The sequence below is a fragment of the Streptomyces sp. NPDC002004 genome, from assembly GCF_053593975.1.
On the sequence record NZ_JBSFDP010000004.1, the window covers coordinates 234106 to 260862 of the forward strand.

The following is a 26757-nucleotide window of genomic DNA, read 5'->3' on the forward strand; positions in this document are numbered from 1 at the left end:
GCACCCCCACGGCGGGACATCGGCGCACCCCGACGGCGGGACAGTCGCCGTCCGGCGGGAGCGGGCGGACGGGACCTCCGCCCGCAGTGGCCGGCGCGCAAGTGCCGAGTGGCTGAACGGGTGACGGCGGCGCGCCGGTCCGAGGACGGAGGTCCGGCCACGCACCCGACCCACGACGCACGACGCACGAGAAGCGCACCACCCGGACACCGCTTACCTGGACGCGACCGCGCCCCCCGCCGCGAAGGCGGCCGCGACCCCGGACGCGCCGCACAAGCGGCGCCCCCTCGGACGCCGCAGCCCCGGGGTGGCCCCGCATGGGCATGGCGAAACCCCGGCCCGTAGAGGGGCCGGGGTCCGTGGCCGGAGGTGCGGAAGCCGGCCTCCGAGGGCTTCGAGCCCCGGAGCTTCCGGCTCCCGCAGGAGGCCGGGTCCGGGCGCCGGGATGCCCCGAGGCCGGGCCTCAGTTCGCCGCTTCGAACGCCTCGTACACCTTCTTGGGGATCCGTCCCCGCGGCGGTACGTCCATCTTGTGCGAGCGCGCCCAGGCGCGGACCGCCGCCGGATCGGGGGCCACCGCGGTGTGGGTCAGGACACGCGCCTTGCCGGTGCCGGAGCCGCGGCGTCCGCCCGTCTGCTTCCGGGCGGCGTGCAAGTAGGGCGCCAGCGCCTTCCGCAGTTTCTTCGCATTGGCTTGGTTGAGGTCGATCTCGTACGACTTGCCGTCCAGGCCGAAGGCGATCGTTTCCGCCGCTTCCCCGCCGTCGATGTCGTCGTAGAGGGTGACCACGACACGCTGCGCCACGAATATCGGTCCCTTCGTGCGGCATCACTGCTATGACGTGCGATGACGTGCGGTGATGTCGGCTGTTCGGCTGTTCAGGGCCAAAGTATCGACTATTGCCATTTCCTTTGTACAGTGCCCGGCATTGCAAGGGGAAGCAAAACTAAATCCGTCCGCGTGTCCGTAGGGATTGGGATCCGAGATTTTTCCCAGGATTTTCCGCGAAAGTCCATCGTTGTGCCGGGTGCGTACGTGATCCAGGTCTCGTAGGAACCTACGGGTCTACTCGCGTAGAAATTTTGTACGGGTAGTCTGAAGGGACCTGCTCAGCACCACACCACCGGGAGTGCCCGTGGCACGCGTCGTAGTCGACGTCATGCTCAAGCCGGAGATCCTCGACCCCCAGGGACAGGCGGTGCAGCGTGCGCTGCCGCGCCTCGGCTTCGAGGGGATCTCCGACGTCCGTCAGGGAAAGCGCTTCGAACTCGAGGTGGACGGGCCGGTCGACGAGGCCGCCCTCACCCGTATTCACCGCATGGCGGAGACCTTCCTCGCCAACACGGTGATCGAGGACTTCGTCATCAAGGTCGAAGAGGCTGAATCCGCTCGGGTGGGATCGTGACCACTCGTATCGGAGTCGTCACCTTCCCGGGAACTCTTGACGACCGCGACACTCAGCGCGCCGTCCGGGTCGCCGGCGCCGAGGCGGTGCCGCTGTGGCACCGGGACAAGGACCTCAAGCAGGTCGACGCCGTCGTACTGCCCGGCGGTTTCAGCTACGGCGACTATCTGCGCGCAGGTGCCATCTCGCGCTTCTCGCCGCTGATGGAAATGATCATCGACCAGGCGAAGGCCGGAATGCCGGTTCTCGGCATCTGCAACGGATTCCAGGTGCTCACCGAGAGCCATCTGCTTCCGGGCGCGATGCTGCGCAACAACCATCTGCACTTCATCTGCCGCGACCAGAAGCTGCGGGTGGAGTCGGACCGCACCGCCTGGACCTCGGACTACACGCCGGGCCAGGAGATCTCCATCCCGCTCAAGAACATCGACGGCCGGTACGTCGCCGACGAGCGGACGCTGGACATGCTGGAGGCCGAGGGGCGGGTCGCCTTCCGCTACCTGGACGGCAACCCCAACGGTTCGCTCCGCGACATCGCCGGCATCACGAACGAGGCGGGCAACGTCGTCGGTCTGATGCCGCATCCCGAGCACGCGGTGGAGCCGCTGATCGGGACCGGCCGCACGGACGGCCTCGGATTCTTCACCTCGATCCTGAAGAACGTCCTCGAGAGGGCAAGCGCATGACGCTCGACACGGTCAAGCACGCCACCGAGACCCCCGAGGTCGAGCAGCCCTGGAAGGAACTCGGCCTCAAGCAGGACGAGTACGAGCGCATCCGGGAGATCCTGGGCCGCCGTCCGACCGGTGCCGAGCTCGCCATGTACTCCGTCATGTGGTCGGAGCACTGCTCGTACAAGAGCAGCAAGGTGCACCTGAAGCAGTTCGGCGAGAAGGCCCCCGAGAACGACGCGCTGCTCGTCGGCATCGGCGAGAACGCGGGCGTCGTCGACGTCGGCCAGGGCTACGCGGTCACCTTCAAGGTGGAGTCGCACAACCACCCGTCCTACATCGAGCCCTACCAGGGCGCGGCCACCGGCGTCGGCGGCATCGTCCGCGACATCCTCGCGATGGGCGCGCGCCCGGTCGCCGTGATGGACCCGCTGCGCTTCGGTGCCGCTGAGCACCCCGACACCAAGCGCGTGCTGCCCGGTGTCGTCGCAGGCATCGGCGGCTACGGCAACTGCCTGGGCCTGCCGAACATCGGCGGCGAGGTCGTCTTCGACGAGTGCTACCAGGGCAACCCGCTCGTCAACGCCCTGTGCGTGGGCGTGATGAAGCACGAGGACATCCACCTGGCCAAGGCGTCCGGCGCGGGCAACAAGGTCATCCTGTACGGCGCCCGTACGGGAGGCGACGGCATCGGCGGTGTCTCGGTGCTGGCGTCGGAGACCTTCGAGTCGACGGGTCCGGCCAAGCGGCCCGCCGTCCAGGTCGGCGACCCCTTCCAGGAGAAGCTGCTCATCGAGTGCACCCTGGAGATCTTCGCGGAGAAGCTGGTCGCGGGCATCCAGGACCTCGGCGGCGCGGGCCTGTCGTGCGCCACGAGCGAGCTCGCGAGCGCCGGTTCCGGCGGTATGCGCGTCGAGCTGGACACGGTTCCGCTGCGCGACGCGACCCTCTCGCCCGAGGAAATCCTCATGAGCGAGTCGCAGGAACGCATGTGCGCGATCGTCGAGCCCGGCAAGGTCGACCGCTTCCTGGAGATCTGCGAGAAGTGGGACGTCATCGCCACCGTCATCGGTGAGGTGACGGACGGCGACCGGCTGGAGATCTTCTGGCACGGCGAGCAGATCGTCGACGTACCGCCGCGGACCGTCGCCCACGAGGGCCCGGTCTACGAGCGGCCGTACGAGCGCCCGTCCTGGCAGGACGCGCTCCAGGCCGACGACGCGGCGAAGCTGCCGCGCCCGGCGACGTCCGAGGAGCTGCGGGAGCAGGTCCTGAAGCTGGTCGCATCGCCGAACCAGGCGTCGAAGTCCTGGATCACGGACCAGTACGACCGTTTCGTGCAGGGCAACACGGTGCTCTCCCAGCCGGAGGACTCCGGCATGGTCCGCATCGACGAGGAGACCAACCTCGGTGTGGCCGTGGCGACCGACGGCAACGGCCGGTACGCGAAGCTCGACCCGTACGCGGGTGCGCAGCTCGCCCTCGCCGAGGCCTACCGCAACGTGGCCACGGCCGGCGCCAGGCCGCTCGCCGTCTCGGACTGCCTGAACTTCGGCTCGCCCGAGGACCCGGCGGTCATGTGGCAGTTCGCCGAGGCGACCCGCGGTCTCGCGGACGCCTGCCAGGTGCTCGGCACGCCGGTCACCGGCGGCAACGTCTCCCTCTACAACCAGACCGGTGCGACGGCGATCCACCCGACCCCGGTCGTGGCGGTCCTCGGCGTCATCGACGACGTCTCGCGCCGTACGCCGATCGCCTTCCGCGAGGAGGGCCAGCTGCTCTACCTGCTCGGCGACACCCGCCAGGAGTTCGGCGGCTCGGCCTGGTCGCAGGTGATCCACGACCACCTCGGCGGTCTGCCGCCGCGGGTGGACCTGGAGCGCGAGCGTCTGCTCGCCGAGATCCTGATCTCGGCATCGCGCGACGGGATGATCGACGCCGCGCACGACCTGTCCGACGGCGGTCTGGTCCAGGCCGTCACGGAGTCCTGTCTGCGCGGCGGCACGGGCGCCCGCCTGGTCGTCCCGGACGGCCTGGACGCCTTCACCTTCCTGTTCTCGGAGTCGGCGGGCCGCGCGGTCGTCGCCGTTCCGCGCTCCGAAGAGGTCCGCTTCAACGACATGTGCGGTGCGCGCGGCCTCCCGGTCACCCGCATCGGTGTCGTCGACGGCGACGCGATCGAGGTCCAGGGCGAGTTCACGCTCCCGCTGAGCGAGCTGCGCACGGCGCACGAGGGGACCATCCCGGCACTGCTGGCCTGATCCCCGGTCACCTCGGCACCCGGCCCCGCCCGTTCCCCGGGCGGGGCCGTCGTACGTCCCAGACCGGCTCCACCATGCGGGCACGGCTGCCGGACTCGCCGTCGCGGCTGCTAGTTTGCGGGGCCGACGAGTCGAGGGGGGCTGTGTGCCGGACACGGAACAGCGGACGGGCACGCGCCGTGCGCGGCTGCGCAGGGCACTGAACGCCCTGTGCGTCGTCGCCGCGGTGGGCGGCATCGCGGTGGGTGGCTGGAACCTCTGGACCGTGCTCGCGAACCGCGCCCGGATCGACGAGGCCTGCGCCGGGCTGGTACCTCCCGGCCGGGTGCTCGCCCTGTCCCCGGCGGGCGGGAGCATCAGCCATCGCGTGGCCGACGAGGGCACCGTCGAGCTGGACGCCGACATGCCGCAGGACTGCGAGATCTTCAGCACCGAGGCGGGCGAGAAGTACGGCACGAGCAGCGGGGAGCGGTGGTTCTTCACCGGTGCGGTGGGTGTGCTGCCGGGCGGTCCGCCGGCCCACCCCGAGGACCCGGTGGACCGGCTGGTGGACCGGTGGGGGGACGGCCGCACGTATCCCTTGCAGCCTCTCGGCGGCGGTATCGCGGGGCTTGTCACGGAGAACGGGGTGTCGGTCGAACTGCCCTGCACGGACGGCAGATGGGGGAACGTCGACATCTCGTCCCTGTGGGCGTCGGCCCGGCTGACGGACCCGGGTCCGCCCTTCACGGTGAACGGCCAGCTCTCCCAGGGCGACCGGGACACGCTCGCGCAGACGGCGGTGCTCACGGCGAACCGGTTCGCCGAGCGTCTCGGCTGCCACGAGCGGCTGCCCGACGCGCCGCGGCACATACCCGCCCTGAAGGACGGCACCGCGCCGGCCGCCGGGGCGGGCGGCACCTGTCGTTGGTTCCGCGACGGCGGATTCGCGGACCGGCACGACATGCCCGACCAGGTCCTGGAGAGCCGCACCGATCCCAAGGCCTGGCACGAGCGGTGCGGGCTCGTGCTCGGCAGCGCGAGGGCGGGCGCGCTGTGGTCGGGATGGAAGGGGTCCCGCGAGGACAAGAAATACGCGTATCCGGAGGACACCGGCGACTACTGGGCGTCCTTCCACACCTGGTTCGGCGACGACGCGCGTGACGTCCGGCTCAGCGACCATCCCGGCGGCATCACCGACACCCCGACCGGCGCCGGGACCGGTACCGCGGGCCGGGGCGCGGACTCGGAGTGGTGGGCGTCGTCCGTGTGCCGGGGCAGGCCCGCGGTGCACACGCTGACGCTGTCCTACAAGTACGACCGGCTGGTGAGGCCCGCGTACGAGAAGGTCTTCCGCGCCTACGTGGCCGACGTCGCCCGGCGCCGCGGCTGCACCCAGGTGCGCTTCCCCGGAGCCGCGGACTTCTCCGGGAAGGACTGACGGGAAAACGGTCTCCGGGACTGCCCCGGGACGGCCTAGGCTGAGGATCATGCCGGCCCGACAGCGCACCCGCAGCTACGACTCCGCCAAGATCCGTGCCGCCGTGCTGGCCCAGTTCGGGCGCCTGCGCGACGCCGTGGGGTCCCTGACGGAGGAACAGCTCGGGCGCCCCGCGCACCTCGGCGACTGGACGGTCCGTGAACTGGCCGTGCACATCGCGATGGCGATGGAGGCGGTCAGCCGCGCCCTCGACCAGGACCCGCCGGCGCGCCGGGACCTCGCGCTGCTGGACTACCCGTTCGCGACCGCCCGGTTCGCCGGCGCCAACGCCGAGGGCATCCGCGCGGTCGCCCTGGACGAGACCGACCTCGGCGCGCTGTACGCACGGACCGCCGACCGCATCGCCGAGCGCCTGGCCGGAGCGCCCGACGAACGGCTGCTCGCGGGCCGCATGGGCGCCATGACGCTCGCCGACTTCCTCGTCACCAGGACCGTCGAACTCGTCGTCCACACGGACGACCTGAACCGGGCGGCCGGCCTCGACCTCCCCCTGGACCGGCAGGCGCTGGCCGCCTGCACCCGGTTCCTCGCGGACGCGCTGGCCGCGAAGGCACCCGGCGGGTCGACCGAGGTGCGGATCCCGCCGTACGCGGTCGTCCAGTGCGTCGAGGGTCCCCGGCACACCCGCGGCACCCCGCCGAACGTCGTCGAGACCGACCCGCTCACCTGGGTGCGGCTCGCGACCGGACGGACGGACTGGGCGACGGAGACGGAGGCGGCGCGGGTCGGCGCGAGCGGGGAGCGGGCCGATCTGAGCGGCCTGCTGCCGATCATGGAGTAGCCGCTCCCGGCGCGGCAGGGCGCGGGGCCCGGGGCCCTGTGCCCGGATCGGCGGCCGCGGGACGGCCGCCGATCCGCCCGGTACGTCCCCCGACCGGAGTACGCAGGGAACCGATCCGCCGGTATGTCCCGTCCCACCGGCATGCACAAGCAGCGTCTGACCCTCACCGCACTCGCCCTGCTCCCGCTCATGGCGGCCTGCGGCACCCAGAAAGCGGGAGGCTCCGGCCCCGCCGGCGCGCAGGACGGAGCGAGGCCGTCCGTCGCCGGCGTCCACTGGCGCGTCGACAGCGTCACCGTCGGCGGCACCGCGCACCGGGCGCCGTCCGGTGCCTACGTCCAGCTGGACGGCAAGGGGCGCGCGCACGGCAGCTACGGCTGCAACAGCTTCAGCGCGGACGCCACCCTGGACGGCGGCACCCTCGACGTCGGCAAGGCGGTCTCCACACAGATGGCCTGCCGCAGGTCCGCGATGGACTTCGAGCAGACCCTCGCCCGCTCCCTGGGCTCGGGCTCCCTGAAGGTGGCGGCCACGGCGAAGAGCCTGACGCTCACCACCGGCAAGGGCGACCACGTCGACCTCACCGCCGAACGCGACGCCCCGCTCACCGGCACCACCTGGACGATCGACGCGATCACCGCACACGGCGTCGCCGAGTCCCTGCCGAGGGCCGCCCGGGGCAAGGCCGAGCTCGTCCTCACAGGGAACGGCTCCGTGCACGGCAGCCTCGGCTGCAACACGGTCAACGCCAGTGCCACGATCGGCCGGGGACACATCACCTTCGGCAAGGCCGTCACCACCCGGAAGCTGTGCTCGGCGGCCGCGATGGACACCGAGCGCACCCTGCTGCGGCTCTTCGGCGGCAAGGCCGTCTCCTACGAGCTGCACCACCGCACCCTCACGCTGACCACGGCGGACGGCACGGGGATCGGCGCCACGGCCGCCGGGTGAGGGTGCTCAATGTCACGTCGGGGGGCGGGGCCCTCCGGCAGGGGGTGCCGGACCGCCCCTTTCCCCCGGTCACCCCCTGCGACCAGCGGTCCCGCCGTGTGCACGACCGCCCCGATGCCGTCCGTCCCCAATTCGGACCAGTGGTCGATCTCGCCTACACTCGGTGCCGTGCCACGTGGTGACGGACGACTCAGCCACGACCTGCTCCCCGGAGAAAAGGGCCCCCAGGACGCTTGCGGCGTCTTCGGTGTCTGGGCTCCGGGCGAAGAGGTCGCCAAGCTCACGTACTTCGGGCTCTACGCCCTCCAGCATCGGGGTCAGGAATCCGCGGGAATCGCGGTCAGCAACGGCTCCCAGATCCTCGTCTTCAAGGACATGGGCCTCGTGTCCCAGGTCTTCGACGAGACCTCTCTCGGCTCCCTCCAGGGTCACATCGCGGTCGGTCACGCCCGCTACTCGACCACCGGGGCCTCCGTGTGGGAGAACGCCCAGCCGACGTTCCGCGCCACCGCGCACGGTTCCATCGCGCTCGGCCACAACGGCAACCTGGTCAACACGGCCGAGCTCGCCGAGATGGTCGCGGCCCTCCCCAAGGAGAACGGCCGCGCCACGCAGGTGGCGGCGACCAACGACACCGACCTCGTCACCGCGCTGCTCGCCGGCCAGACCGACGACGACGGCAAGCCGCTGACCATCGAGGACGCGGCCGCCACGCTGCTGCCCAAGGTGAAGGGCGCCTTCTCGCTCGTCTTCATGGACGAGCACACCCTGTACGCCGCCCGCGACCCGCAGGGCATCCGCCCGCTGGTCCTCGGCCGCCTGGAGCGCGGCTGGGTGGTCGCCTCCGAGTCGGCCGCGCTCGACATCGTCGGCGCGAGCTACGTGCGCGAGATCGAGCCGGGCGAGTTCGTCGCGATCGACGAGAACGGCCTGCGCACCTCGCGCTTCGCGGAGGCGCGGCCCAAGGGCTGTGTCTTCGAGTACGTGTACCTGGCGCGTCCCGACACCGACATCGCGGGCCGCAACGTCTACCTCTCGCGCGTCGAGATGGGCCGCAGGCTCGCCAAGGAAGCGCCCGTCGACGCCGACCTGGTGATAGCGACGCCGGAGTCCGGCACCCCCGCCGCGATCGGCTACGCGGAGGCCTCGGGCATCCCCTTCGGCGCCGGCCTGGTGAAGAACGCGTACGTCGGACGCACCTTCATCCAGCCCTCGCAGACCATCCGCCAGCTGGGCATCCGGCTGAAGCTGAACCCGCTCAAGGAAGTCATCAAGGGCAAGCGCCTGGTCGTGGTCGACGACTCGATCGTGCGCGGCAACACCCAGCGCGCGCTGGTGCGCATGCTCCGCGAGGCGGGCGCGGCCGAGGTGCACATCCGCATCTCGTCCCCGCCCGTGAAGTGGCCCTGCTTCTTCGGCATCGACTTCGCGACGCGCGCCGAGCTGATCGCCAACGGCATGACGGTCGACGAGATCGGCAAGTCGCTGGGTGCCGACTCGCTCTCCTACATCTCCATCGACGGCATGATCGAGGCGACCACCATCGCCAAGCCGAACCTGTGCCGCGCCTGCTTCGACGGCGAGTACCCGATGGACCTCCCGGACCCCGAGCTGCTCGGCAAGCAGCTCCTGGAGACCGAGCTGGCGGCGGGCCCGGCCAACACGGCCGCGACCGACGCGCTCCGGCGCCCGTAGACGGTGCCCGTACGACCGGTGTCCACAGGGCGGGACGGACATCCCGCACGTGCCGGTCAGTCCCGTAGTAACGACACGAAAGCTCTCAACCCCATGAGCGAGACCACTGGTGCCAGCTACGCAGGCGCGGGCGTCGACATCGAAGCGGGCGACCGCGCCGTCGAGCTGATGAAGGAGTGGGTGAGGAAGACCCGGCGTCCCGAGGTCCTCGGCGGCCTCGGCGGTTTCGCCGGCCTCTTCGACGCCTCCGCCCTCAAGAACTACGAGCGCCCCCTGCTGGCCTCCGCGACGGACGGCGTCGGCACGAAGGTCGACATCGCCCGGCAGCTCGGTGTGTACGACACGATCGGCCACGACCTGGTCGCCATGGTCATGGACGACATCGTGGTGTGCGGCGCCGAACCGCTCTTCATGACCGACTACATCTGCGTCGGCAAGGTCCACCCGGAGCGGGTCGCCGCGATCGTGAAGGGCATCGCCGAGGGCTGCGTCCTCGCGGGCTGTGCCCTCGTCGGCGGCGAGACCGCCGAGCACCCCGGCCTGCTGGGTCCCGACGACTTCGACGTCGCGGGTGCGGGCACCGGTGTCGTGGAGGCCGACCGGCTGCTCGGTCCCGACCGCATCCGCAAGGGTGACGCGGTGATCGCCATGGCGTCGTCCGGCCTTCACTCCAACGGGTACTCGCTGGTGCGGCACGTGCTCCTCGACCGCGCGCGCATGAGCCTGGAGCAGCAGGTCGAGGAATTCGGCCGGACCCTCGGCGAGGAGCTGCTGGAGCCCACCAAGATCTACTCGCTGGACTGCCTGGCGCTCATCCGCACGGCCCCGGTGCACGCCTTCTCGCACATCACCGGCGGCGGTCTCGCGGCCAACCTGGCCCGGGTCGTGCCCGACGAACTGCACGCCGTGGTCGACCGGTCCACCTGGACGCCCGGCCCGGTCTTCGACCTCGTCGGCAAGGCCGGCGACGTCGAGCGCCTGGAGCTGGAGAAGACCCTGAACATGGGCGTCGGCATGATGGCGGTCCTCCCCGAGGAGTCGGTGGAGGTCGCACTCGCCACCCTCGCCGACCGTGGGGTCGACGCCTGGGTGGCCGGTGAGATCACCGACCGCGGCGAGCACTCCACGGGCGCGGCCCTCGTCGGGGACTACGCGGCCTGAGCCCCGAGGGGCGGACAGCACGAAACCCGGTCCGGCTTTGAGGCCCGGACCGGGTGAGGTGCAGTCGCTACGAAAGCCGCTGGATACGAACCGTTGCGTACCGCCGATGTGCGATAACTGCGAATGCTGGTGCGAGGTCAAGCGCCGCGGCGCTGCGACGTGGGACCGGACTCTTCGTCCTCATCGTCCTCATCGTCGTTGTACAGATCCGCGTACCGTGCGTACGGGTCGTCGTCCTCGTCGTCGTCCTCGAACGGCTCGCCGTTCGGCGGCTGGCTCGAAGTCGGGTTCGACGTCGATGCGCCCAGCTCGTTGGCCAGACGCGACAGGTCAGTCCCGCCGCTGTTGTACTTCAGCTGGCGGGCGACCTTCGTCTGCTTGGCCTTGGCCCGGCCGCGCCCCATGGCTCGACCCCCTCGGTGACGGGGCTCGACGGCCCCAGAGTCTTGACACGCGTTCATGATCTGGAACGGACTCTCCGTAGAGAACCCGGTCCGTAGGGCTTCAACGGTACCTGCTTCCGCGCCCATACGGTACGTCGCCCGCAGGACGCGCCTTGGCGCAGAACCCTCGAGGAGCCCCGTCCTCGCTGGTCAGCTGCGATTTTAACCTCTTCTTGGCGGGCGACCCGCCGACGGGCGTGAGTCTTCTCTCGCGCGTACGCCGACGGGCCCCTGTCAAGATCCGTCCCCGTCAGTGACGACGCGCCTCCGCCATGCGCTGTTCGGCGATCCGGTCGGCCGCGGCGGCCGGCGGAATTCCGTCTTCCTTCGCGCGAGCGAATATGGCCAGAGTGGTGTCGAAGATCTTCGACGCCTTCGCCTTGCAGCGGTCGAAGTCGAAGCCGTGCAGCTCGTCGGCGACCTGGATGACACCGCCGGCGTTGACGACGTAGTCCGGCGCATAGAGGATCCCGCGGTCCGCGAGGTCCTTCTCGACGCCCGGGTGCGCCAGCTGGTTGTTGGCCGCGCCGCACACGATCGTCGCGGTGAGCACCGGGACGGTCTCGTCGTTCAGTGCACCGCCGAGCGCGCACGGCGCGTACACGTCGAGGCCCTCGGTGCGGATCAGCGCGTCGGTGTCGGCGGCGACCCTCACCTCCGGGTGCGCGTCGGTGATCCGGCGCACCGCGTCGGCCCGCACATCGGTGACGACGACCTCGGCGCCGTCCTCCAGCAGGTGCTGCACGAGGTAGTGCCCGACCTTGCCGACACCCGCCACGCCGACCTTGCGGCCGCGCAGCGTCGGGTCGCCCCACTGGTGCTGGGCACTGGCCCGCATGCCCTGGAAGACACCGAAGGCGGTGAGCACCGAGGAGTCGCCGGCGCCGCCGTTCTCCGGGGAGCGGCCCGTGGTCCAGCGGCACTCGCGCGCGACCACGTCCATGTCGGCGACATAGGTGCCGACGTCGCAGGCGGTGACGTACCGGCCGCCCAGCGAGGCCACGAACCGGCCGTAGGCCAGCAGCAGCTCCTCGCTCTTGAGCTGGTCCGGATCCCCGATGATCACGGCCTTGCCACCGCCGTGGTCGAGCCCGGCCATGGCGTTCTTGTAGGACATCCCGCGCGCGAGGTTCAGCGCGTCGGCGACGGCGTCCTCCTCGTTGGCGTACGGGTAGAAGCGGGTGCCGCCGAGGGCGGGGCCCAGCGCGGTGGAGTGGATGGCGATAACGGCCTTGAGGCCGCTGGCGCGGTCCTGGCACAGCACGACTTGCTCATGACCTCCCTGCTCCGAGTGGAACAGGGTGTGCAGGACGCCGGCGGTTACGTCGGTCACGGTGGTGACTCCTGGGTAAGTTGCGGCGATTCGGGGGCACGGTCCCGTAAGGGTGGCGGGTTCCGTTGAGCATGAGACTAGAGCCTTTGGAGCCCGCCGGACGATCAGCGTCCGGGTTCACTTTCCCGCGGAGTGCGGCGGGGCTCCGGCGTGGCACGATTTGCAGTGTTTCCCGCCGGGTTTCCGAGCCGGTCGGCGGGGGAGGGAGCTGGCGTGCCCAAGGTGTCCTCGGTGATCGTGCCGTACGCGTCGTACCTGCGCGTGTACGAGCCTCTGGCGGCTTTCCCCGAGCCGGAGCGCAGCCACTGGGCGCGCTACGCGCGCCGCCCCGACCGCCCGACGTACCAGGACGAACTGCGCCGCTCGCTCGCCGACTTGCTGCCGACCCCGCCGGTCCCGGTGCCCGTGCACGAGAGCGACGACGCGTTCGTCGCCGAGGTCGAGGGCGTCCTGCACGTCTGCCCCTGGCGCACCCGGCTGCGCGGCTGGCAGGCGCTGGGGGAGCTGACCGGGCAGCTGCCGGCGCCGGTCCTGGACGCGGTCCTGCCGCCGGTGGTGCGCCGGCAGGCGGCCGACGACTACGAACGCTGGCGCGAGCGCAACCCGGACGCCCGGCCCTGGATCCGCACCGCGACCTGGCAGATCCCGCTGAACTGGTTCGTCCTGGTGTCGGACGCGGAGCGCCGCTACGAGCGGGGGACGCCCGAGGCCCCGCCGATGCTGCGGTACCGCACGCCGATGGTGCAGGCGCGGCGGAGGGTCGCGCGCGGTCTGAAGGCGCTGAAGGAAGCCCTGGACGAAGGCCCGCTCATCGATGGCCTGCTGGACGTGGGGCGCTGGCTGGAGGAGTTCCACCCGCGCTCCCTGGTGGAGCTGGACTACGGCGGCCTGGTGCACGCCGTGCCGGAGAAGGACCTGGACCGGGACCACTCCGCGGCCGACGTCGCCGAGGGCATCGAGGCGCTGCGCAACGGCGACGGGGCCGGTGCCGGTGAGGCCTACGCCCGGCTCGTGGAGCGCTGGCGGGCGGTCCGGGGGCGTCAGACCGCGAGCTGACGTCGCGTGACGTACGTCATGTGCCGTATGCCACAAAGGTCGTTCATGATGTACGCCACCGGGTCGGGACCTGCCCCGACGGCGGTCGGCGTGCCCTGGGTCACACGGCTCATCCGTGCCTTATGTCACAAGGGCTGACCAAGGGTGACGGACCGCACTAACCACTCCCTTGCGTCGATCACCCCTCGCCGTGCCAAAATAGGACAAGGAGCCCGGGGAGGTCTCCTTCTGCCCAACTATGGGTGGAAAGCTCGGCATTGCACTGTCTGGGGGGTCTTGGGACTCCTGATCGCCCTGTGACTGATCGTCACAGTGGCGTGACTGTCCGCTATGGCATGGTCCATCGGCTTCCGTCGGTGATGAACACCTGGGAGGGCAATTCCGTCGGTTTGGCCGACGCGGCTGGACAGATGGTGTAGTTGTAGTGCCGAGGACAAGCCGTTCGTCCTATAACCGACTCGACTCGCGTCCGCCATTTCGGGCAACGCGGGTCAAGGTGCAGAATTTAGAGGAAAGAACCGAGATGGATTCGGTTCTCCCGAGGAGGCCGCTCATGACCGCTCGCACCCCTGATGCCGAGCCGCTGCTGACCCCCGCTGAGGTTGCCACGATGTTCCGCGTCGACCCGAAGACGGTCACGCGTTGGGCCAAGGCCGGCAAGCTCACGTCGATCCGCACGCTCGGCGGGCACCGCCGCTACCGCGAAGCCGAGGTCCGCGCACTGCTCGCGGGCATTCCGCAGCAGCGCAGCGAGGCCTGAACAACCGCATAACGCGCATGAGTCGGGCCTTGCCGGGTCCCCCAACCCGGTGCCGTGCCCGGCGAACAAGCTCCACGCGACGCGGGTCCTGCCCCAACAGGTCCCACGCCCGAAGAAGCTCAGAGGGTGCGTCGTAGATCGCGCTGGACTCCGCCGGGTCCAGCGCGATCTTTTTATGCCCTGGTCCGGCCCGCGCCCGGGAACGGTCCACCCCTTTTCCAGGACCCGTCGAGGGGCCGTTCGGGGGCCGCTCCCGGGCCGTTCGGAGACTGTTCCGTGGATGTCCGGGGCTCGTGCCGCGGCCGTCCCGCAGGCCGGCGATCAGCGCCTCCGGACCCTCCCTCTCACGTGCAATTGCACATATTAAATTGACCCGGTGTAGGGGGCGTGTAAGTGCGGGACTCCGCAAAACTCGTTCGGTGACACCGGTCACACCGCTGACGCGTGCACCCGACCCTCCTTCAAGCCTGGCACCGACCGAGGGCTCCGCAGGGCGTCTTTGGTCATCCCTGGGGAGGACTTTCGTCCCCGCCTGCCTCCGGGGCCTCCACGGGGGCGACGGCGGGTTCCAGTGCCAGTCTGAGGAGGTGATGACAGACGGGGCAGTGCCGGGTCAGATGGCGGTAGCCGGAGGCGGCGGACAGGTGGGCCCGCAGAAGTGCGCGTGTCTCGTGCCGAGCGGTCGCCGCCATGCGCCACCTCCATGGGCCGCCGCCGGAAGAACGGCCCTCGAATTCTGATTACCGACGGAATGTGACGGAGTCAAGACGCAGAGAAACGAACAAGCCCCGGAAGTCCGAGGTCTTTTCCGTGACGGGCGGGGGCATTCCGGAGCGCGCGGTCGCGTTTCCGTACCGGGCGGGGGCCTTTCCCGCACCGGGGCGTGGCCCCGGCGCGGTGGGCGGCCTTCCGTGGGGCGGGAAGGGGTTTCTGCGGCTCGGGTGGAGGTCGCGCGTGGGGCGGGAGAACGGTCTTCCCGGGGGTGGGCGCTCCTCCCGAGGTCCGAGCCGGCGGCCTCCGGAGCGGCGAGCGGCGGTCTTCCGGGGCAGGGGCAGGCCTTCCGGGGCTTGGGCGGAGGTCCTCCCACGCGCCGGGCGTGCGGAGGTCCGGCGGCCGGGTGCGAGAGCCTCTTGTGCGGCCGGTGGCCCCCCGCGTGCGGGGCGGGCGCCCTTGCCGTGCGGCCGGCGACCGTTCACCGGGCCGGTCCGTCGTGGGGGCGCCCGTCCCGGTCCCGGTGTCGAGGGTTGCGGCCACCCACACGAGGAAGACCCCCGTCCGGCGCGGACGGGGGTCTTCGTATGCGGTCCTGACGGGATTTGAACCCGCGGCCTCCACCTTGACAGGGTGGCGAGCACTCCAAACTGCTCCACAGGACCAGGAGCCTCTCCCGGGATCCTTGAGGAACCGGGGGAGTTTCGCAGTGTCCGGGCTGTGCGCCCGGCTGCGAATGAGACTGTACAGCAGTGCAGGCCCGGCGGTCGAACTCACCGTCGGCGACCGGGCCGTTACGGCACCGCCGCGTCGATCGCCTTGACGATCCGCTTGTCCGAGACCGGGTACGCCGTGCCCAGCGCATGGGCGAAATAGCTGACGCGAAGCTCCTCGATCATCCAGCGGATGTCCAGGACCTCCCGTGGTACCGGCCGGCCCTGCGGCATCTGCTCCAGCAGCCATGCGTACTCGTCGCGCATCTCGTGGATCTTCTCCATACGGGTCGTGTCCCGCTGGACGCCCGTGGGCATCTGCTGGAGGCGCCGGTCCGCGGCGACCAGATAGCGCATCAGGTCCGGCAGCCGGCGCAGCCCCGACTCGGTCACGAAGCCCGGCTTCACCAGGGCCGACAACTGCTCCCGCACGTCCGTGAGGTTCGCCAGCAGCACCGGGCTCTTCGCCGCCTTCAGACGCCGCTCGCAGGCCTGCCAGGCGGCCAGCACCTGCTGGACCTGGGCCACCGCCCGCACGGTCGTGTCGACGATCTCGGCGCGCACCTTGTCGTACAGCTTCCGGTAGGACTCCTCGTCCCACACCGGTCCGCCGAAGTCCGTGATCAGCTTGTCCGCCGCCGCCATGGCGCAGTCCTCGAAGAGGGCCTGGACGGAGCCGTGCGGATTCGCCGACAGGGCCAGCTTCTGGGCGTTGGTGAGCTTGTCCGAAGCGAACTTCGCCGGGTTCACCGGGATGTTGCGCAGGATCAGCCGACGGGTGCCCTTCCACATCGCCAGGGCCTGCTCGGCCTCGGTGTCGAACAGGCGCACGGAGACCGTGTCGCCGTCGTCGACGAGGGCGGGGTACGCCTTGACGGGCTGCCCCGCCCGTCGGGTCTCGAAGACCCGGCTGAGGGCGCCGATGGTCCAGTCGGTCAGGCCCGAGCGCTCCAGGGACTCCCCGCCGGCCCGCTCGGCGGTCGCCGCGGCCACCTTGGACAGCGCCTTGCGCGCCTTGGGCTTCAGCTGGAGCTTGAGCGCCTCCAGGTCCTTGTCCTCGGCCAGCTTCCTGCGCCGCTCGTCGACGATGCGGAAGGTGACCCGCAGATGGTCGGGGACCTTGGACCAGTCGAAGTCCTCGGCCGCCACCGGCGTGCCGACCATGCGCTTCAGCTCCCGCGCCAGCGTGACCGTCAGCGGCTCCTGCTGGGGCACCGCACGCTCCAGGAACGCCTTGGCGAAGTTCGGCGCCGGTACGTAGTTGCGGCGGACCGGCTTCGGCAGGGACCGGATGAGCTCGGTGACGACCTCTTCCCTGAGCCCCGGGATCTGCCAGTCGAAGGCCTCTTCGGTGACCTGGTTGAGCACCTGGAGCGGGATGTGGACGGTGACGCCGTCCGCGTCCGCCCCCGGCTCGAACTGGTAGGTCACCCGGAACTTCAGCGGCCCCTGCCGCCACGAGTCCGGGTAGTCCGCCTTGGTGACGGCCTCCGCCGACTCGCGGATCAGCATCTCGCGCTCGAAGTCGAGGAGCTCCGGCTGCTCGTGCCGCTTGTGCTTCCACCAGGAGTCGAAGTGCGCGCCCGACACGACGTGTTCGGGCACCCGCTGGTCGTAGAAGTCGAAGAGCGTCTCGTCGTCGACGAGGATGTTGCGGCGCCGGGCCCGGTGCTCCAGCTCCTCGACCTCGGTGAGCAGCCTGCGGTTGTCCGCGAAGAACTTGTGGTGCGTGCGCCAGTCGCCCTCGACGAGCGCATGGCGGATGAAGAGCTCGCGCGAGACCTCGGGGTCGATGCGGCCGTAGTTGACCTTGCGGTTCGCGACGATCGGGACGCCGTACAGGGTGACGCGCTCGTACGCCATCACCGCGGCCTGGTCCTTCTCCCAGTGCGGCTCGCTGTAGGTGCGCTTGAGCAGGTGCTGGGCGAGCGGTTCGATCCACTCGGGCTCGATCTTCGCGTTGACCCGCGCCCAGAGGCGGGAGGTCTCCACGAGCTCGGCCGACATGACGACCTTGGGCTGTTTCTTGAACAGCGCGGACCCGGGGAAGATCGCGAACTTGGCGCCCCTGGCGCCCAGGTACTCGTTCTTCTCGGTGTCCTTCAGACCGATGTGCGAGAGCAGGCCGGCGAGGAGCGACGTGTGGATGTGCTGCTCGGGCGCGTCCTCCTCGCTGAGGTGGATGCCCATGCCCTTCGCGACGGTGCGCAGCTGCGAGTAGATGTCCTGCCATTCGCGGATGCGCAGGAAGTTGAGGTACTCCTGCTTGCACATCCGGCGGAAGGACGACGAGCCGCGCTCCCGCTGCTGCTCGCGGACGTAGCGCCAGAGGTTGAGGTAGGCGAGGAAGTCGGAGGTCTCGTCCTTGAAGCGGGCGTGCTGCTGGTCGGCCTGGGTCTGCTTGTCGGCGGGGCGTTCGCGCGGGTCCTGGATGGACAGCGCGGCGGCGATCACCATGACCTCGCGGACGCAGCCGTTGCTGTCGGCCTCCAGGACCATACGGGCCAGCCGCGGGTCGACGGGCAGCTGGGCGAGTTTGCGGCCGAGCGGCGTGAGGCGCTTGCGCACGTCCTTCTGGGCGGGGTCCAACGCGCCCAGCTCCTGGAGGAGCTGGATGCCGTCGCGGATGTTGCGGTGGTCCGGCGGGTCGATGAAGGGGAACTTCTCGATGGCGCCGAGGCCGGCCGCGGTCATCTGGAGGATGACGGAGGCGAGGTTCGTGCGGAGGATCTCGGCGTCCGTGAACTCCGGGCGGGAGACGAAGTCGTCCTCGCTGTAGAGCCGGATGCAGATGCCGTCCGATGTGCGGCCGCAGCGGCCCTTGCGCTGGTTGGCGCTGGCCTGCGAGATCGCCTCGATGGGCAGCCGCTGCACCTTGGTGCGGTGGCTGTACCGGGAGATGCGGGCGGTGCCCGGATCGATGACGTACTTGATGCCGGGGACGGTCAGCGACGTCTCGGCGACGTTCGTGGCGAGGACGACGCGGCGGCCCGTGTGCGGCTGGAAGACGCGGTGCTGCTCGGCGTGCGAGAGGCGCGCGTACAGGGGCAGGATCTCGGTGGTCTGCCGGACGGCGGCCCCGGCGCGGGCCAGCTTCTTCTCCAGCGCGTCCGCGGTGTCGCGGATCTCGCGCTCCCCGGAGAGGAAGACCAGGATGTCGCCCGGGCCCTCGGCCGTCAGCTCGTCGACGGCCTCCACGATCGCGGTGATCTGGTCGCGGTCGGCGTCCTCGGAGTCCTCCTCCAGGAGGGGGCGGTAGCGCACCTCCACGGGATACGTGCGCCCGCTGACCTCGACGATCGGCGCGTCCCCGAAGTGGCGCGAGAAGCGCTCCGGGTCGATGGTCGCCGAGGTGATGACGACCTTCAGGTCGGGGCGTCTGGGCAGGAGCTGGGCCAGGTAGCCCAGCAGGAAGTCGATGTTGAGGGACCGCTCGTGGGCCTCGTCGATGATGATCGTGTCGTACGCGCGCAGCTCGCGGTCCGTCTGGATCTCCGCGAGCAGGATGCCGTCGGTCATCAGCTTGACGAAGGTGCCGGGGCCCACCTGGTCGGTGAAGCGGACCTTCCAGCCGACCGCCTCGCCGAGCGGGGTGTCCATCTCCTCGGCGACGCGCTCGGCCACCGTGCGGGCGGCGATGCGGCGCGGCTGCGTATGGCCGATCATGCCGCGTACCCCACGGCCGAGTTCCAGACAGATCTTGGGGATCTGCGTGGTCTTTCCGGAGCCGGTCTCGCCCGCGACGATCACGACCTGGTGGTCGCGTATCGCCGCCAGGATCTCGTCCTTCTTCTGGCTGACCGGCAGTTGCTCGGGGTAGGTGACCGCGGGCACACGAGCGGCGCGCTCGGCGATGCGCGCCTCGGCCTTCGCGATCTCGCCCTCGATCTCGGCGACGACGGCCGCCTGGGCCTCGGGCTTGCGGATCCGGCGCGCGCCGTCGAGCCTGCGGCCGAGGCGCTGCGCGTCGCGCAGGGAGAGCTCGGACAGGCGCGGGGTGAGGGAGCCGAGGGCGGGGGCAGGCTGCGTAGACATACGCGGTCCAGGATCTCACCTCCGGGAAACCGGTGGCGAACGCTTTTGCGTGCGCCGTGCGGGTGGTCCCGGGTCATCTGCGCGCACCCGGTCCCTCTGCTGTTCTTGCAGGTCAGAGGGTTATCGCGGATAAGGGCCACATAAAAGTTGAGTCGCACCGACTCAGGTCTGTTGACCCGACGGCGGCCGTCGTGCATCCTTGAGCGAGTTCCACTCAAGTATTGCTGGAGGATTTGAAATGGCACGTGCGGTCGGCATCGACCTGGGCACGACTAACTCCGTCGTCAGCGTTCTCGAAGGCGGCGAGCCCACCGTCATCACCAACGCCGAGGGCGCCAGGACCACGCCTTCCGTCGTCGCCTTCGCCAAGAACGGTGAGGTGCTCGTCGGTGAGGTGGCCAAGCGTCAGGCGGTCACCAACGTCGACAGGACCGTCCGGTCGGTCAAGCGCCACATGGGCACCGACTGGAAGATCAACCTGGACGGCAAGGACTTCAACCCGCAGCAGATGAGCGCCTTCATCCTGCAGAAGCTGAAGCGGGACGCCGAGTCCTACCTGGGCGAGAAGGTGACCGACGCGGTCATCACCGTTCCGGCGTACTTCAACGACTCCGAGCGTCAGGCCACGAAGGAGGCCGGCGAGATCGCCGGTCTGAACGTCCTGCGCATCGTCAACGAGCCGACCGCCGCCGCCCTGGCGTACGGCCTCGACAAGGACGACCAGACGATCCTCGTCTTCGACCTCGGTGGCGGCACCTTCGACGTCTCGCTGCTGGAGATCGGCGACGGCGTCGTCGAGGTGAAGGCCACCAACGGTGACAACCACCTCGGTGGTGACGACTGGGACCAGCGCGTCGTCGACTACCTGGTCAAGCAGTTCCTGAACGCGCACGGCGTGGACCTGGCCAAGGACAAGATGGCCCTGCAGCGTCTGCGCGAGGCCGCCGAGAAGGCGAAGATCGAGCTGTCCTCGTCCACCGAGACCTCGATCAACCTGCCCTACATCACGGCCTCCGCCGAGGGCCCGCTGCACCTGGACGAGAAGCTCACGCGCGCCCAGTTCCAGCAGCTGACGGCCGACCTCCTGGAGCGCTGCAAGACGCCGTTCCACAACGTCATCAAGGACGCGGGCATCTCGATCAACGAGATCGACCACGTCGTCCTGGTCGGTGGCTCCACCCGTATGCCCGCCGTCGCCGAGCTCGTCAAGGAGCTGACCGGCGGCAAGGAGGCCAACAAGGGCGTGAACCCGGACGAGGTCGTCGCCATCGGCGCCTCGCTCCAGGCCGGTGTCCTCAAGGGTGAGGTCAAGGACGTCCTGCTCCTCGACGTGACCCCGCTGTCCCTCGGTATCGAGACCAAGGGCGGCATCATGACCAAGCTGATCGAGCGCAACACGACGATCCCGACGAAGCGTTCGGAGATCTTCACGACGGCCGAGGACAACCAGCCGTCCGTGCAGATCCAGGTCTACCAGGGCGAGCGCGAGATCGCGGCGTACAACAAGAAGCTCGGCATGTTCGAGCTGACCGGTCTGCCCCCGGCGCCGCGTGGCGTCCCGCAGATCGAGGTCTCCTTCGACATCGACGCCAACGGCATCATGCACGTCACGGCGAAGGACCTCGGCACCGGCAAGGAGCAGAAGATGACCGTCACCGGCGGCTCCTCGCTGCCGAAGGACGAGGTCGACCGGATGCGCCAGGAGGCCGAGCAGTACGCGGAGGAGGACCACCGCCGCCGCGAGGCCGCCGAGACCCGCAACCAGGGCGAGCAGCTCGTCTACCAGACGGAGAAGTTCCTCAAGGACAACGACGACAAGGTCCCGGGCGAGGTCAAGACCGAGGTCGAGGAAGCCATCGCCGAGCTGAAGGAGAAGCTCAAGGGCGAGGACACGGCCGAGATCCGTACGGCCACCGAGAAGGTCGCCGCGGTCTCGCAGAAGCTCGGCCAGGCCATGTACGCCGACGCGCAGGCCGGCCAGGCCGCCGGCGGCGCCCAGGATGCCCCGGGTGCCGAGCAGGCGAAGGCCGACGACGACGTCGTCGACGCCGAGATCGTCGACGAGGACCGTAAGGACGGTGCCGCGTGACGGAGGAGACCCCGGGTTTTGAGGAGAAGCCCGACGTCCCCTCCGGCGGCACCTCTGAAGACGCCGAGCCGAAGGCCGCCACCCCCTCTGCGGAGGAGGGGGCGGCCCCGGCCGGGGACGCGGCACAGACGGCCGGCCTGACCGCTCAGCTGGACCAGGTGCGCACGGCGCTGAACGAGCGCACGGCGGACCTCCAGCGGCTCCAGGCCGAGTTCCAGAACTACCGCCGTCGCGTGGAGCGGGACCGCATCGCGGTCCGCGAGATCGCCATCGCGAACCTGCTCACCGAACTGCTGCCGGTGCTGGACGACATCGGCCGCGCGCGGGAGCACGGCGAGCTCGTGGGCGGGTTCAAGTCGGTGGCCGAATCCCTGGAGACGGTCGCGGCGAAGATGGGCCTGCAGCAGTTCGGCAAGGAGGGCGAGCCCTTCGACCCGACGGTCCACGAGGCGCTGATGCACAGTTACGCGCCGGACGTCACCGAGACGACGTGCGTCGCGATTCTGCAGCCGGGGTACCGAATCGGGGAGCGCACCATCCGCCCCGCGCGGGTGGCCGTGGCCGAACCGCAGCCCGGTGCGCAGACGGTCAAGTCCGAGAAGGCCGAAGAGGCCTCCTCGGACCAGCAGGACAGGGACGGCAAGGACGACGGTGGCCCGGACGAGGGCTGACGTTGACCACGTGAGGAAGGAGGGACGTCGGGGATGAGCACCAAGGACTTCATCGAGAAGGACTACTACAAGGTCCTCGGCGTCCCCAAGGACGCCACCGAGGCGGAGATCAAGAAGGCGTACCGGAAGCTCGCCCGCGAGTTCCACCCGGACGCCAACAAGGGCAACGCCGGGGCCGAGGAGCGCTTCAAGGAGGTCTCCGAGGCCAATGACGTCCTCGGCGACCCGAAGAAGCGCAAGGAGTACGACGAGGCGCGTGCTCTCTTCGGCAGCGGCGGGTTCCGGCCGGGACCCGGTTCCGGAGGCGGTTCCTTCAACTTCGACCTCGGCGACCTCTTCGGAGGCAACGCCGGGGGCGGGGGGACCGCCGGCGGAGGGTTCGGCGGGGGTATCGGTGACGTCTTCGGGGGACTGTTCAACCGCGGCGGCGCGGGTGCGGGTACGCGCACCCAGCCGCGGCGCGGCCAGGACGTCGAGTCCGAGGTCACGCTGAGCTTCACCGAAGCCGTGGACGGGGCCACGGTGCCGCTGCGCATGTCGTCGCAGGCGCCGTGCAAGGCCTGCTCGGGCACCGGCGACAAGAACGGCACACCGCGGGTGTGCCCGACCTGCGTCGGCACCGGCCAGGTGGCCCGTGGCTCGGGCGGCGGCTTCTCGCTGACCGACCCCTGCCCGGACTGCAAGGGCCGGGGGCTGATCGCGGAGACGCCGTGCGACGTCTGCAAGGGCTCGGGCCGCGCCCAGTCGTCCCGGACCATGCAGGTGCGCATCCCCGCGGGCGTGTCGGACGGTCAGCGCATCCGGCTGCGCGGCAAGGGCGCACCGGGCGAGCGCGGCGGCCCGGCCGGAGACCTCTATGTGGTCGTCCATGTGGACAGCCACCCGGTCTTCGGGCGCAAGGGCGACAACCTCACCGTCACGGTGCCCGTCACCTTCGCGGAGGCGGCGCTGGGCGGCGAGGTCCGGGTGCCCACCCTGGGCGGGCCTCCGGTCACCCTGAAGCTGCCCCCGGGCACTCCCAACGGCCGCACCATGCGCGCCCGTGGCAAGGGGGCGGTCCGCACGGACGGCACCCGGGGCGACCTGCTGGTCACGGTCGAGGTCGCGGTCCCGAGGGACGTGACCGGCAAGGCGCGGGACGCACTGGAGGCGTACCGCGAGGCGACCGCGGACGACAACCCGCGGGCGGAGCTTTTCGAGGCCGCGAAGGGAGCATGACGCCATGGACAGCCGTCGACGCAACAATCCCTACGAGCTGACGGACGAGACCCCGGTCTACGTCATCTCGGTGGCAGCCCAGCTGTCGGGGCTGCACCCGCAGACGCTGCGTCAGTACGACAGGCTGGGCCTCGTCTCCCCCGACCGCACCGCCGGACGCGGTCGGCGCTACTCGGCCCGGGACATCGAGCTGCTCCGTCAGGTGCAGCAGCTGTCGCAGGCCGAGGGCATCAACCTCGCCGGCATCAAGCGGATCATCGAACTGGAGAACCAGGTCGCCGCTCTCCAGGCCAAGGTCGCCGAGCTCTCGGCAGCCGTCGAGGGCGCGGCGGCGGCCATACGCCAGCGCGAGGCCGCGGTGCACGCCTCGTACCGGCGTGACCTGGTCCCGTACCAGGAGATGCAGCAGACCAGCGCGCTGGTGGTGTGGCGGCCCAAGCGGCAGCAGTCCGACTGACGGTCGCGCGTGACAGGGGCCGGGAGGCGATACGCCTCCCGGCCCCTTCGCACGTCCGCGCCGGCCCGCCCGGCGGTCTATCCGCCCGCCGGTCTAGTAGTCGTTGCGTCTGAGAATTCCCGACTGCCCTATCAGATAGCCGAGCTGGGCACGGCTTCCGCTGCCCAGGACCGCCGCGAGCTTGGCGATGTGGACGCGGACGGTGCGGACGTTCATGCCCAGACGGGCGGCGATCTTCTCGTCGGTGAGGCCTTCGACCAGGAGCCTGGCGATGGTGGCCTGGCGGGTCGTGATGCCGTTGGCCGAGGGCTCCTGGGCGGCCCGGGGCCACATCGGAGTGGCGAGGTGCCACAGGCGTTCGAAGGCCGTGGCCAGGAAGGAGACCAGGGCCGGGTGGCGTACCTCCAGGGCGACCGTCCGGTCGGCGGCGGCGGGGATGAAGGCGACGGTGCGGTCGAAGACGACGAGACGTTCCGTCACCTCGTCCAGCGTGCGGACCTCCACGTCGCCGTGCAGCTGCTCGTAGTGGCCGAGGACGGCCGGCGAGTAGCGGGACGTGTGCTGGTAGAGCGTGCGCATACGGGCCCCGCGGGCGAGCAGCGCCTGTTCCCGGGGCAGCGCGCTGCCCAGCTGTTCGGCGGGGCGGTTGCCGCCCGGCTGGATGGTGAGCAGCTCGTGGGTCGCCTCGGAGGCCGCGTGCGAGAGGGCGGCGTCGATGCGGCGGAACCCGAGCAGCACCGTGAGCACGGACGAGGGGGCCGGCGGGAGCGCGGCGGACGCGGGCCCGAGGTGCAGCAGCGGCTCGAACTGCTCGGCCAGCCTGGTCTCCCTGCGGCGCTGGTGCGCGATGTCCTCCTCCATGGCCCGGAGGAGCTTCGGCAGCGCCACGGCGGGGGCCGTGGGCAGGAGCCAGTGCATGTCCTCGACGTCCGGGTGCAGCAGCCCGAAGTCGATCAGGCAGGGAGCGGGGGCGGCCTCCTCCCGCCGTACGCGGCCCTCGCGCAGGGCGCGGACGTACAGGGTCGAGCCCGCCTCGCACAGCTCCTCCACACCGTGTGCATGCGGCTCAGCGGTCAACGTTCCGGCTCCTCCCGCACCCGCTCAGCTGTCCTGGTCCAGGATTCCCGACTGCGCGATCAAGTAGCCGAGCTGCGCCCGGCTTCCGCTGCCCAGGGCGGCGGCGAGCTTGGCGATGTGCGCGCGGCAGGTCCGGACGTTCATGCCGAGCCGGCGGGCGATCGCCTCGTCGACATGGCCTTCGATGAGGAGCTTGGCGATGGACCGTTGGACACCGGTGATGCCGTCGGGGGTGGAGACGTAGGGGAGTTCGTCCTGGAGCGGGGTCGCCCGGTGCCACAGGTGCTCGAAGACCTTGATGAGGTACTGCACGAGGCCGGGGTGCCGGAGTTCCAGGGCCACCGTGTCGTCGGCCTGGGCGGGGATGAAGGCGACGGTGTGGTCGCAGATGATCAGCCGCTCGATCAGCTCCTCGAGCGTGCGGATCTCTATCTTTGCACCTGCCATCTTGTCCATGTACGCAAAGGTGCTCTGGCTGTACCGGACGGTGTGCTGGTACAGGGTGCGTACGGAGATCCCGCGCTCTATCAGGGGTTTACTGCGCTTGAGGGCCTGGCTCAGCAGATGCTCGGACCGGCCGCCCCCCGGCTGCACGGTGAGGACTTCCGTCCGGCTCTCGGCTATGGCCACGTCGAGCGCCGCGTTGATCCGGCTGAATCCCTCGAGCACAGTGATGGCGTGTGTGGTCGGCGGCTTCTGGGCACTGATGGCGAGGAACGGCTGAAAAGCATCGGCGAGGTCGATGGAGAGCCGCCGTCGTTCCTGGATCTCGCGTTCTATGGGCTGGAGCCGCTGGGCCAGCACCACCGAAGGCGGAACCGGGCGCAGCCAGTTGGCGTCGTCCGGATCCGGGTGGAGCAGGGCGAATTCCAACAGGCAGGGGGCGGGGTCGACCTCGGCCCGGGAGATGCGTCCGGAGCTCAGCGCAGTGGCGTAAAGACGTGCGCCTTCATCGCACAGATCAGTGACAGGATGAGGATGTGTCGGTTTTGTGCTCTTTGTGGGCAAATCTCCACCCCCCAGGGTCCTGAACGTGCAGGAACATGATGCATCGACCCTGTGGTCTCGACGTGCCTGAATGAGTCATCGTCTGTGTTGCGGGGGAGAAGAAGCCATCAAGTAAGGACGAAGCCGACATGCGGAAGAGAATGCTTCGCTCAGTGCTTGCGGCGGCGGTCGTTGCTGTTGCAGTGGTGCTGGGCACCGCCGGTAGCGCCGAACCCGGCGACGTCGCCTGGGGGTCGGCTGTAACGGGCACGCACAGCGGGGCGACTGAGACCGCTGCTGGGGACGTTGCCTGGGGCATCATCGCTCCGACGGGATCGGGCACATGACCACGCCCCCCGACGACCGCTCCTTCCGTCGTGAAATGGCCACCGCCTACCGTTCCGGCTGGCACTTCATCGATCTCGTCACCGCGATCCCCTACGGCGGAGACTCGCTGATGGTCACGCTCTTCGGCGAGCCGATCGTCGTCGCGCGGGACGAGGACGGGGATGTCCGGGCGTACCGGTGCCTGCGACGGCCCCGCGGAGCCCCGCAGCCCGTGCGCTGCGCCGTTCGCTACGGAATGATCTTTGTGAACCTCGACCAGCGGGACCACCGGCAGCTCGAGCCGGAGGCTCCCGACGTCGCCCGAACTCTCTCCGCCACCCCCCGCAGTGCCTGACGCGATTCCCCCGTCGTTGTAGATCGCTCAGGCGCTTCCCCCCAGCAGCGGCGCCACCGTGGACCTGAACACGGTGGCGCCGCTGCCGTTTCCGGATCTGGTCCGGTCCGCGGGGCGCC

The 26757-nt window shown here is 70.1% G+C and carries 22 protein-coding genes and 1 tRNA gene; 15 read left to right on the forward strand and 8 right to left on the reverse strand.

Annotated elements, in window-relative coordinates:
• Window positions 1–463 precede the first annotated feature (463 nt).
• Window positions 464–805, reverse strand: a complete 342-nt coding sequence (locus ACWCP6_RS09435) for a histone-like nucleoid-structuring protein Lsr2 (protein WP_450931775.1) — start codon at window positions 803–805, stop codon at window positions 464–466.
• 331 nt (window positions 806–1136) lie between these two features.
• Between ACWCP6_RS09435 and purS the strand changes: the two genes are divergently transcribed.
• The 8 genes from purS (at window position 1137) to purM (ending at window position 10406) form a co-directional block, all read left to right on the forward strand.
• A complete protein-coding gene (gene purS, locus ACWCP6_RS09440; protein ID WP_450931776.1) occupies window positions 1137–1406 on the forward strand; it encodes a phosphoribosylformylglycinamidine synthase subunit PurS in 270 nt (89 codons plus the stop codon).
• Window positions 1403–2092 (forward strand): phosphoribosylformylglycinamidine synthase subunit PurQ, encoded by a 690-nt coding sequence (gene purQ / locus ACWCP6_RS09445; protein WP_450931777.1) that lies wholly within the window; start codon window positions 1403–1405, stop codon window positions 2090–2092. Before purS ends, purQ begins: the two co-directional genes overlap by 4 nt.
• Complete coding sequence (gene purL / locus ACWCP6_RS09450; protein ID WP_450931778.1) at window positions 2089–4338, forward strand: phosphoribosylformylglycinamidine synthase subunit PurL; 2250 nt, start codon at window positions 2089–2091, stop codon at window positions 4336–4338. The genes purQ and purL overlap by 4 nt, the downstream gene beginning before the upstream one ends.
• A gap of 145 nt (window positions 4339–4483) precedes the next feature.
• The gene (locus ACWCP6_RS09455) at window positions 4484–5758 is read left to right on the forward strand and encodes a hypothetical protein (protein WP_450931779.1); all 1275 of its coding nucleotides are present in this window, start codon (window positions 4484–4486) and stop codon (window positions 5756–5758) included.
• Between the two features lie 46 nt (window positions 5759–5804).
• Window positions 5805–6599 (forward strand): sterol carrier family protein, encoded by a 795-nt coding sequence (locus ACWCP6_RS09460; RefSeq protein ID WP_450931944.1) that lies wholly within the window; start codon window positions 5805–5807, stop codon window positions 6597–6599.
• A 123-nt stretch (window positions 6600–6722) separates the two neighbouring features.
• Entirely contained in the window at window positions 6723–7550 is an 828-nt protein-coding gene (locus ACWCP6_RS09465) for an META domain-containing protein (protein WP_450931780.1), read from the forward strand.
• Window positions 7551–7718: 168 nt separating this feature from the next.
• Window positions 7719–9245 (forward strand): amidophosphoribosyltransferase, encoded by a 1527-nt coding sequence (gene purF, locus ACWCP6_RS09470; RefSeq protein ID WP_450931781.1) that lies wholly within the window; start codon window positions 7719–7721, stop codon window positions 9243–9245.
• Window positions 9246–9338: 93 nt separating this feature from the next.
• Window positions 9339–10406 carry a phosphoribosylformylglycinamidine cyclo-ligase gene (gene purM, locus ACWCP6_RS09475; RefSeq protein WP_450931782.1) on the forward strand — a complete coding sequence of 356 codons (1068 nt, stop codon included), beginning with the start codon at window positions 9339–9341 and terminating at the stop codon, window positions 10404–10406.
• A gap of 137 nt (window positions 10407–10543) precedes the next feature.
• On the opposite strand, the gene ACWCP6_RS09480 is transcribed toward purM, so the two are convergent.
• Both ACWCP6_RS09480 and ACWCP6_RS09485 read right to left on the reverse strand, forming a co-directional pair.
• On the reverse strand, window positions 10544–10810 hold the full coding sequence (locus tag ACWCP6_RS09480) for a DUF3073 domain-containing protein (protein ID WP_450931783.1): 267 nt from the start codon (window positions 10808–10810) through the stop codon (window positions 10544–10546).
• Window positions 10811–11099: 289 nt separating this feature from the next.
• Window positions 11100–12182 (reverse strand): Leu/Phe/Val dehydrogenase, encoded by a 1083-nt coding sequence (locus ACWCP6_RS09485; protein WP_450931784.1) that lies wholly within the window; start codon window positions 12180–12182, stop codon window positions 11100–11102.
• Between the two features lie 213 nt (window positions 12183–12395).
• Between ACWCP6_RS09485 and ACWCP6_RS09490 the strand changes: the two genes are divergently transcribed.
• Together ACWCP6_RS09490 and bldC are read left to right on the forward strand one after the other, a co-directional pair.
• Window positions 12396–13238, forward strand: coding sequence for a hypothetical protein (locus tag ACWCP6_RS09490; RefSeq protein ID WP_450931785.1), 843 nt, complete (start codon window positions 12396–12398; stop codon window positions 13236–13238).
• A gap of 553 nt (window positions 13239–13791) precedes the next feature.
• Window positions 13792–13998: a developmental transcriptional regulator BldC gene (gene bldC, locus ACWCP6_RS09495; RefSeq protein WP_003949541.1), complete on the forward strand. Its 207-nt coding sequence runs from the start codon at window positions 13792–13794 to the stop codon at window positions 13996–13998.
• A gap of 503 nt (window positions 13999–14501) precedes the next feature.
• On the opposite strand, the gene ACWCP6_RS09500 is transcribed toward bldC, so the two are convergent.
• From ACWCP6_RS09500 to hrpA, 3 genes are all read right to left on the reverse strand, one after another.
• Entirely contained in the window at window positions 14502–14690 is a 189-nt protein-coding gene (locus tag ACWCP6_RS09500) for a DUF6274 family protein (protein ID WP_450931786.1), read from the reverse strand.
• A gap of 609 nt (window positions 14691–15299) precedes the next feature.
• A tRNA-Asp gene (locus tag ACWCP6_RS09505) sits at window positions 15300–15374 on the reverse strand.
• 129 nt (window positions 15375–15503) lie between these two features.
• On the reverse strand, window positions 15504–19457 hold the full coding sequence (gene hrpA, locus ACWCP6_RS09510) for an ATP-dependent RNA helicase HrpA (RefSeq protein WP_450931787.1): 3954 nt from the start codon (window positions 19455–19457) through the stop codon (window positions 15504–15506).
• A gap of 238 nt (window positions 19458–19695) precedes the next feature.
• Between hrpA and dnaK the strand changes: the two genes are divergently transcribed.
• Genes dnaK through ACWCP6_RS09530 form a run of 4 tightly spaced genes read left to right on the forward strand, consistent with a single transcriptional unit; the run spans window position 19696 to window position 23892 of the window.
• Entirely contained in the window at window positions 19696–21546 is a 1851-nt protein-coding gene (gene dnaK, locus ACWCP6_RS09515) for a molecular chaperone DnaK (RefSeq protein WP_450931788.1), read from the forward strand.
• Window positions 21543–22217 carry a nucleotide exchange factor GrpE gene (grpE, locus tag ACWCP6_RS09520; RefSeq protein WP_450931789.1) on the forward strand — a complete coding sequence of 225 codons (675 nt, stop codon included), beginning with the start codon at window positions 21543–21545 and terminating at the stop codon, window positions 22215–22217. Before dnaK ends, grpE begins: the two co-directional genes overlap by 4 nt.
• Window positions 22218–22250: 33 nt before the next feature.
• A complete protein-coding gene (dnaJ, locus tag ACWCP6_RS09525) occupies window positions 22251–23435 on the forward strand; it encodes a molecular chaperone DnaJ (protein ID WP_450931790.1) in 1185 nt (394 codons plus the stop codon).
• A gap of 4 nt (window positions 23436–23439) precedes the next feature.
• Window positions 23440–23892 (forward strand): heat shock protein transcriptional repressor HspR, encoded by a 453-nt coding sequence (locus ACWCP6_RS09530; protein WP_450931791.1) that lies wholly within the window; start codon window positions 23440–23442, stop codon window positions 23890–23892.
• 93 nt (window positions 23893–23985) lie between these two features.
• Here ACWCP6_RS09530 and ACWCP6_RS09535 read toward each other — a convergent pair whose 3' ends face one another.
• Window positions 23986–24969 carry a LuxR C-terminal-related transcriptional regulator gene (locus ACWCP6_RS09535; protein ID WP_450931792.1) on the reverse strand — a complete coding sequence of 328 codons (984 nt, stop codon included), beginning with the start codon at window positions 24967–24969 and terminating at the stop codon, window positions 23986–23988.
• 24 nt (window positions 24970–24993) lie between these two features.
• Window positions 24994–25977 (reverse strand): helix-turn-helix transcriptional regulator, encoded by a 984-nt coding sequence (locus ACWCP6_RS09540; protein ID WP_450931793.1) that lies wholly within the window; start codon window positions 25975–25977, stop codon window positions 24994–24996.
• A 322-nt stretch (window positions 25978–26299) separates the two neighbouring features.
• On the opposite strand from ACWCP6_RS09540, the gene ACWCP6_RS09545 reads away from it, so the two are divergent.
• Window positions 26300–26638: a hypothetical protein gene (locus ACWCP6_RS09545; RefSeq protein WP_450931794.1), complete on the forward strand. Its 339-nt coding sequence runs from the start codon at window positions 26300–26302 to the stop codon at window positions 26636–26638.
• Window positions 26639–26757: the final 119 nt, after the last annotated feature.

Excerpts from the sequence above, each read along its gene's own strand:
- dnaK (WP_450931788.1), top strand. The coding sequence starts at position 19,696 with ATGGCACGTGCGGTCGGCATCGACCTGGGCACGACTAACTCCGTCGTC.
- purL (WP_450931778.1), top strand. The coding sequence starts at position 2,089 with ATGACGCTCGACACGGTCAAGCACGCCACCGAGACCCCCGAGGTCGAG.
- ACWCP6_RS09480 (WP_450931783.1), bottom strand. The coding sequence starts at position 10,810 with ATGGGGCGCGGCCGGGCCAAGGCCAAGCAGACGAAGGTCGCCCGCCAG.
- ACWCP6_RS09465 (WP_450931780.1), top strand. The coding sequence starts at position 6,723 with ATGTCCCGTCCCACCGGCATGCACAAGCAGCGTCTGACCCTCACCGCA.
- hrpA (WP_450931787.1), bottom strand. The coding sequence starts at position 19,457 with ATGTCTACGCAGCCTGCCCCCGCCCTCGGCTCCCTCACCCCGCGCCTG.
- purM (WP_450931782.1), top strand. The coding sequence starts at position 9,339 with ATGAGCGAGACCACTGGTGCCAGCTACGCAGGCGCGGGCGTCGACATC.
- ACWCP6_RS09530 (WP_450931791.1), top strand. The coding sequence starts at position 23,440 with ATGGACAGCCGTCGACGCAACAATCCCTACGAGCTGACGGACGAGACC.
- ACWCP6_RS09545 (WP_450931794.1), top strand. The coding sequence starts at position 26,300 with ATGACCACGCCCCCCGACGACCGCTCCTTCCGTCGTGAAATGGCCACC.
- bldC (WP_003949541.1), top strand. The coding sequence starts at position 13,792 with ATGACCGCTCGCACCCCTGATGCCGAGCCGCTGCTGACCCCCGCTGAG.
- dnaJ (WP_450931790.1), top strand. The coding sequence starts at position 22,251 with ATGAGCACCAAGGACTTCATCGAGAAGGACTACTACAAGGTCCTCGGC.
- ACWCP6_RS09500 (WP_450931786.1), bottom strand. The coding sequence starts at position 14,690 with ATGGCGGCGACCGCTCGGCACGAGACACGCGCACTTCTGCGGGCCCAC.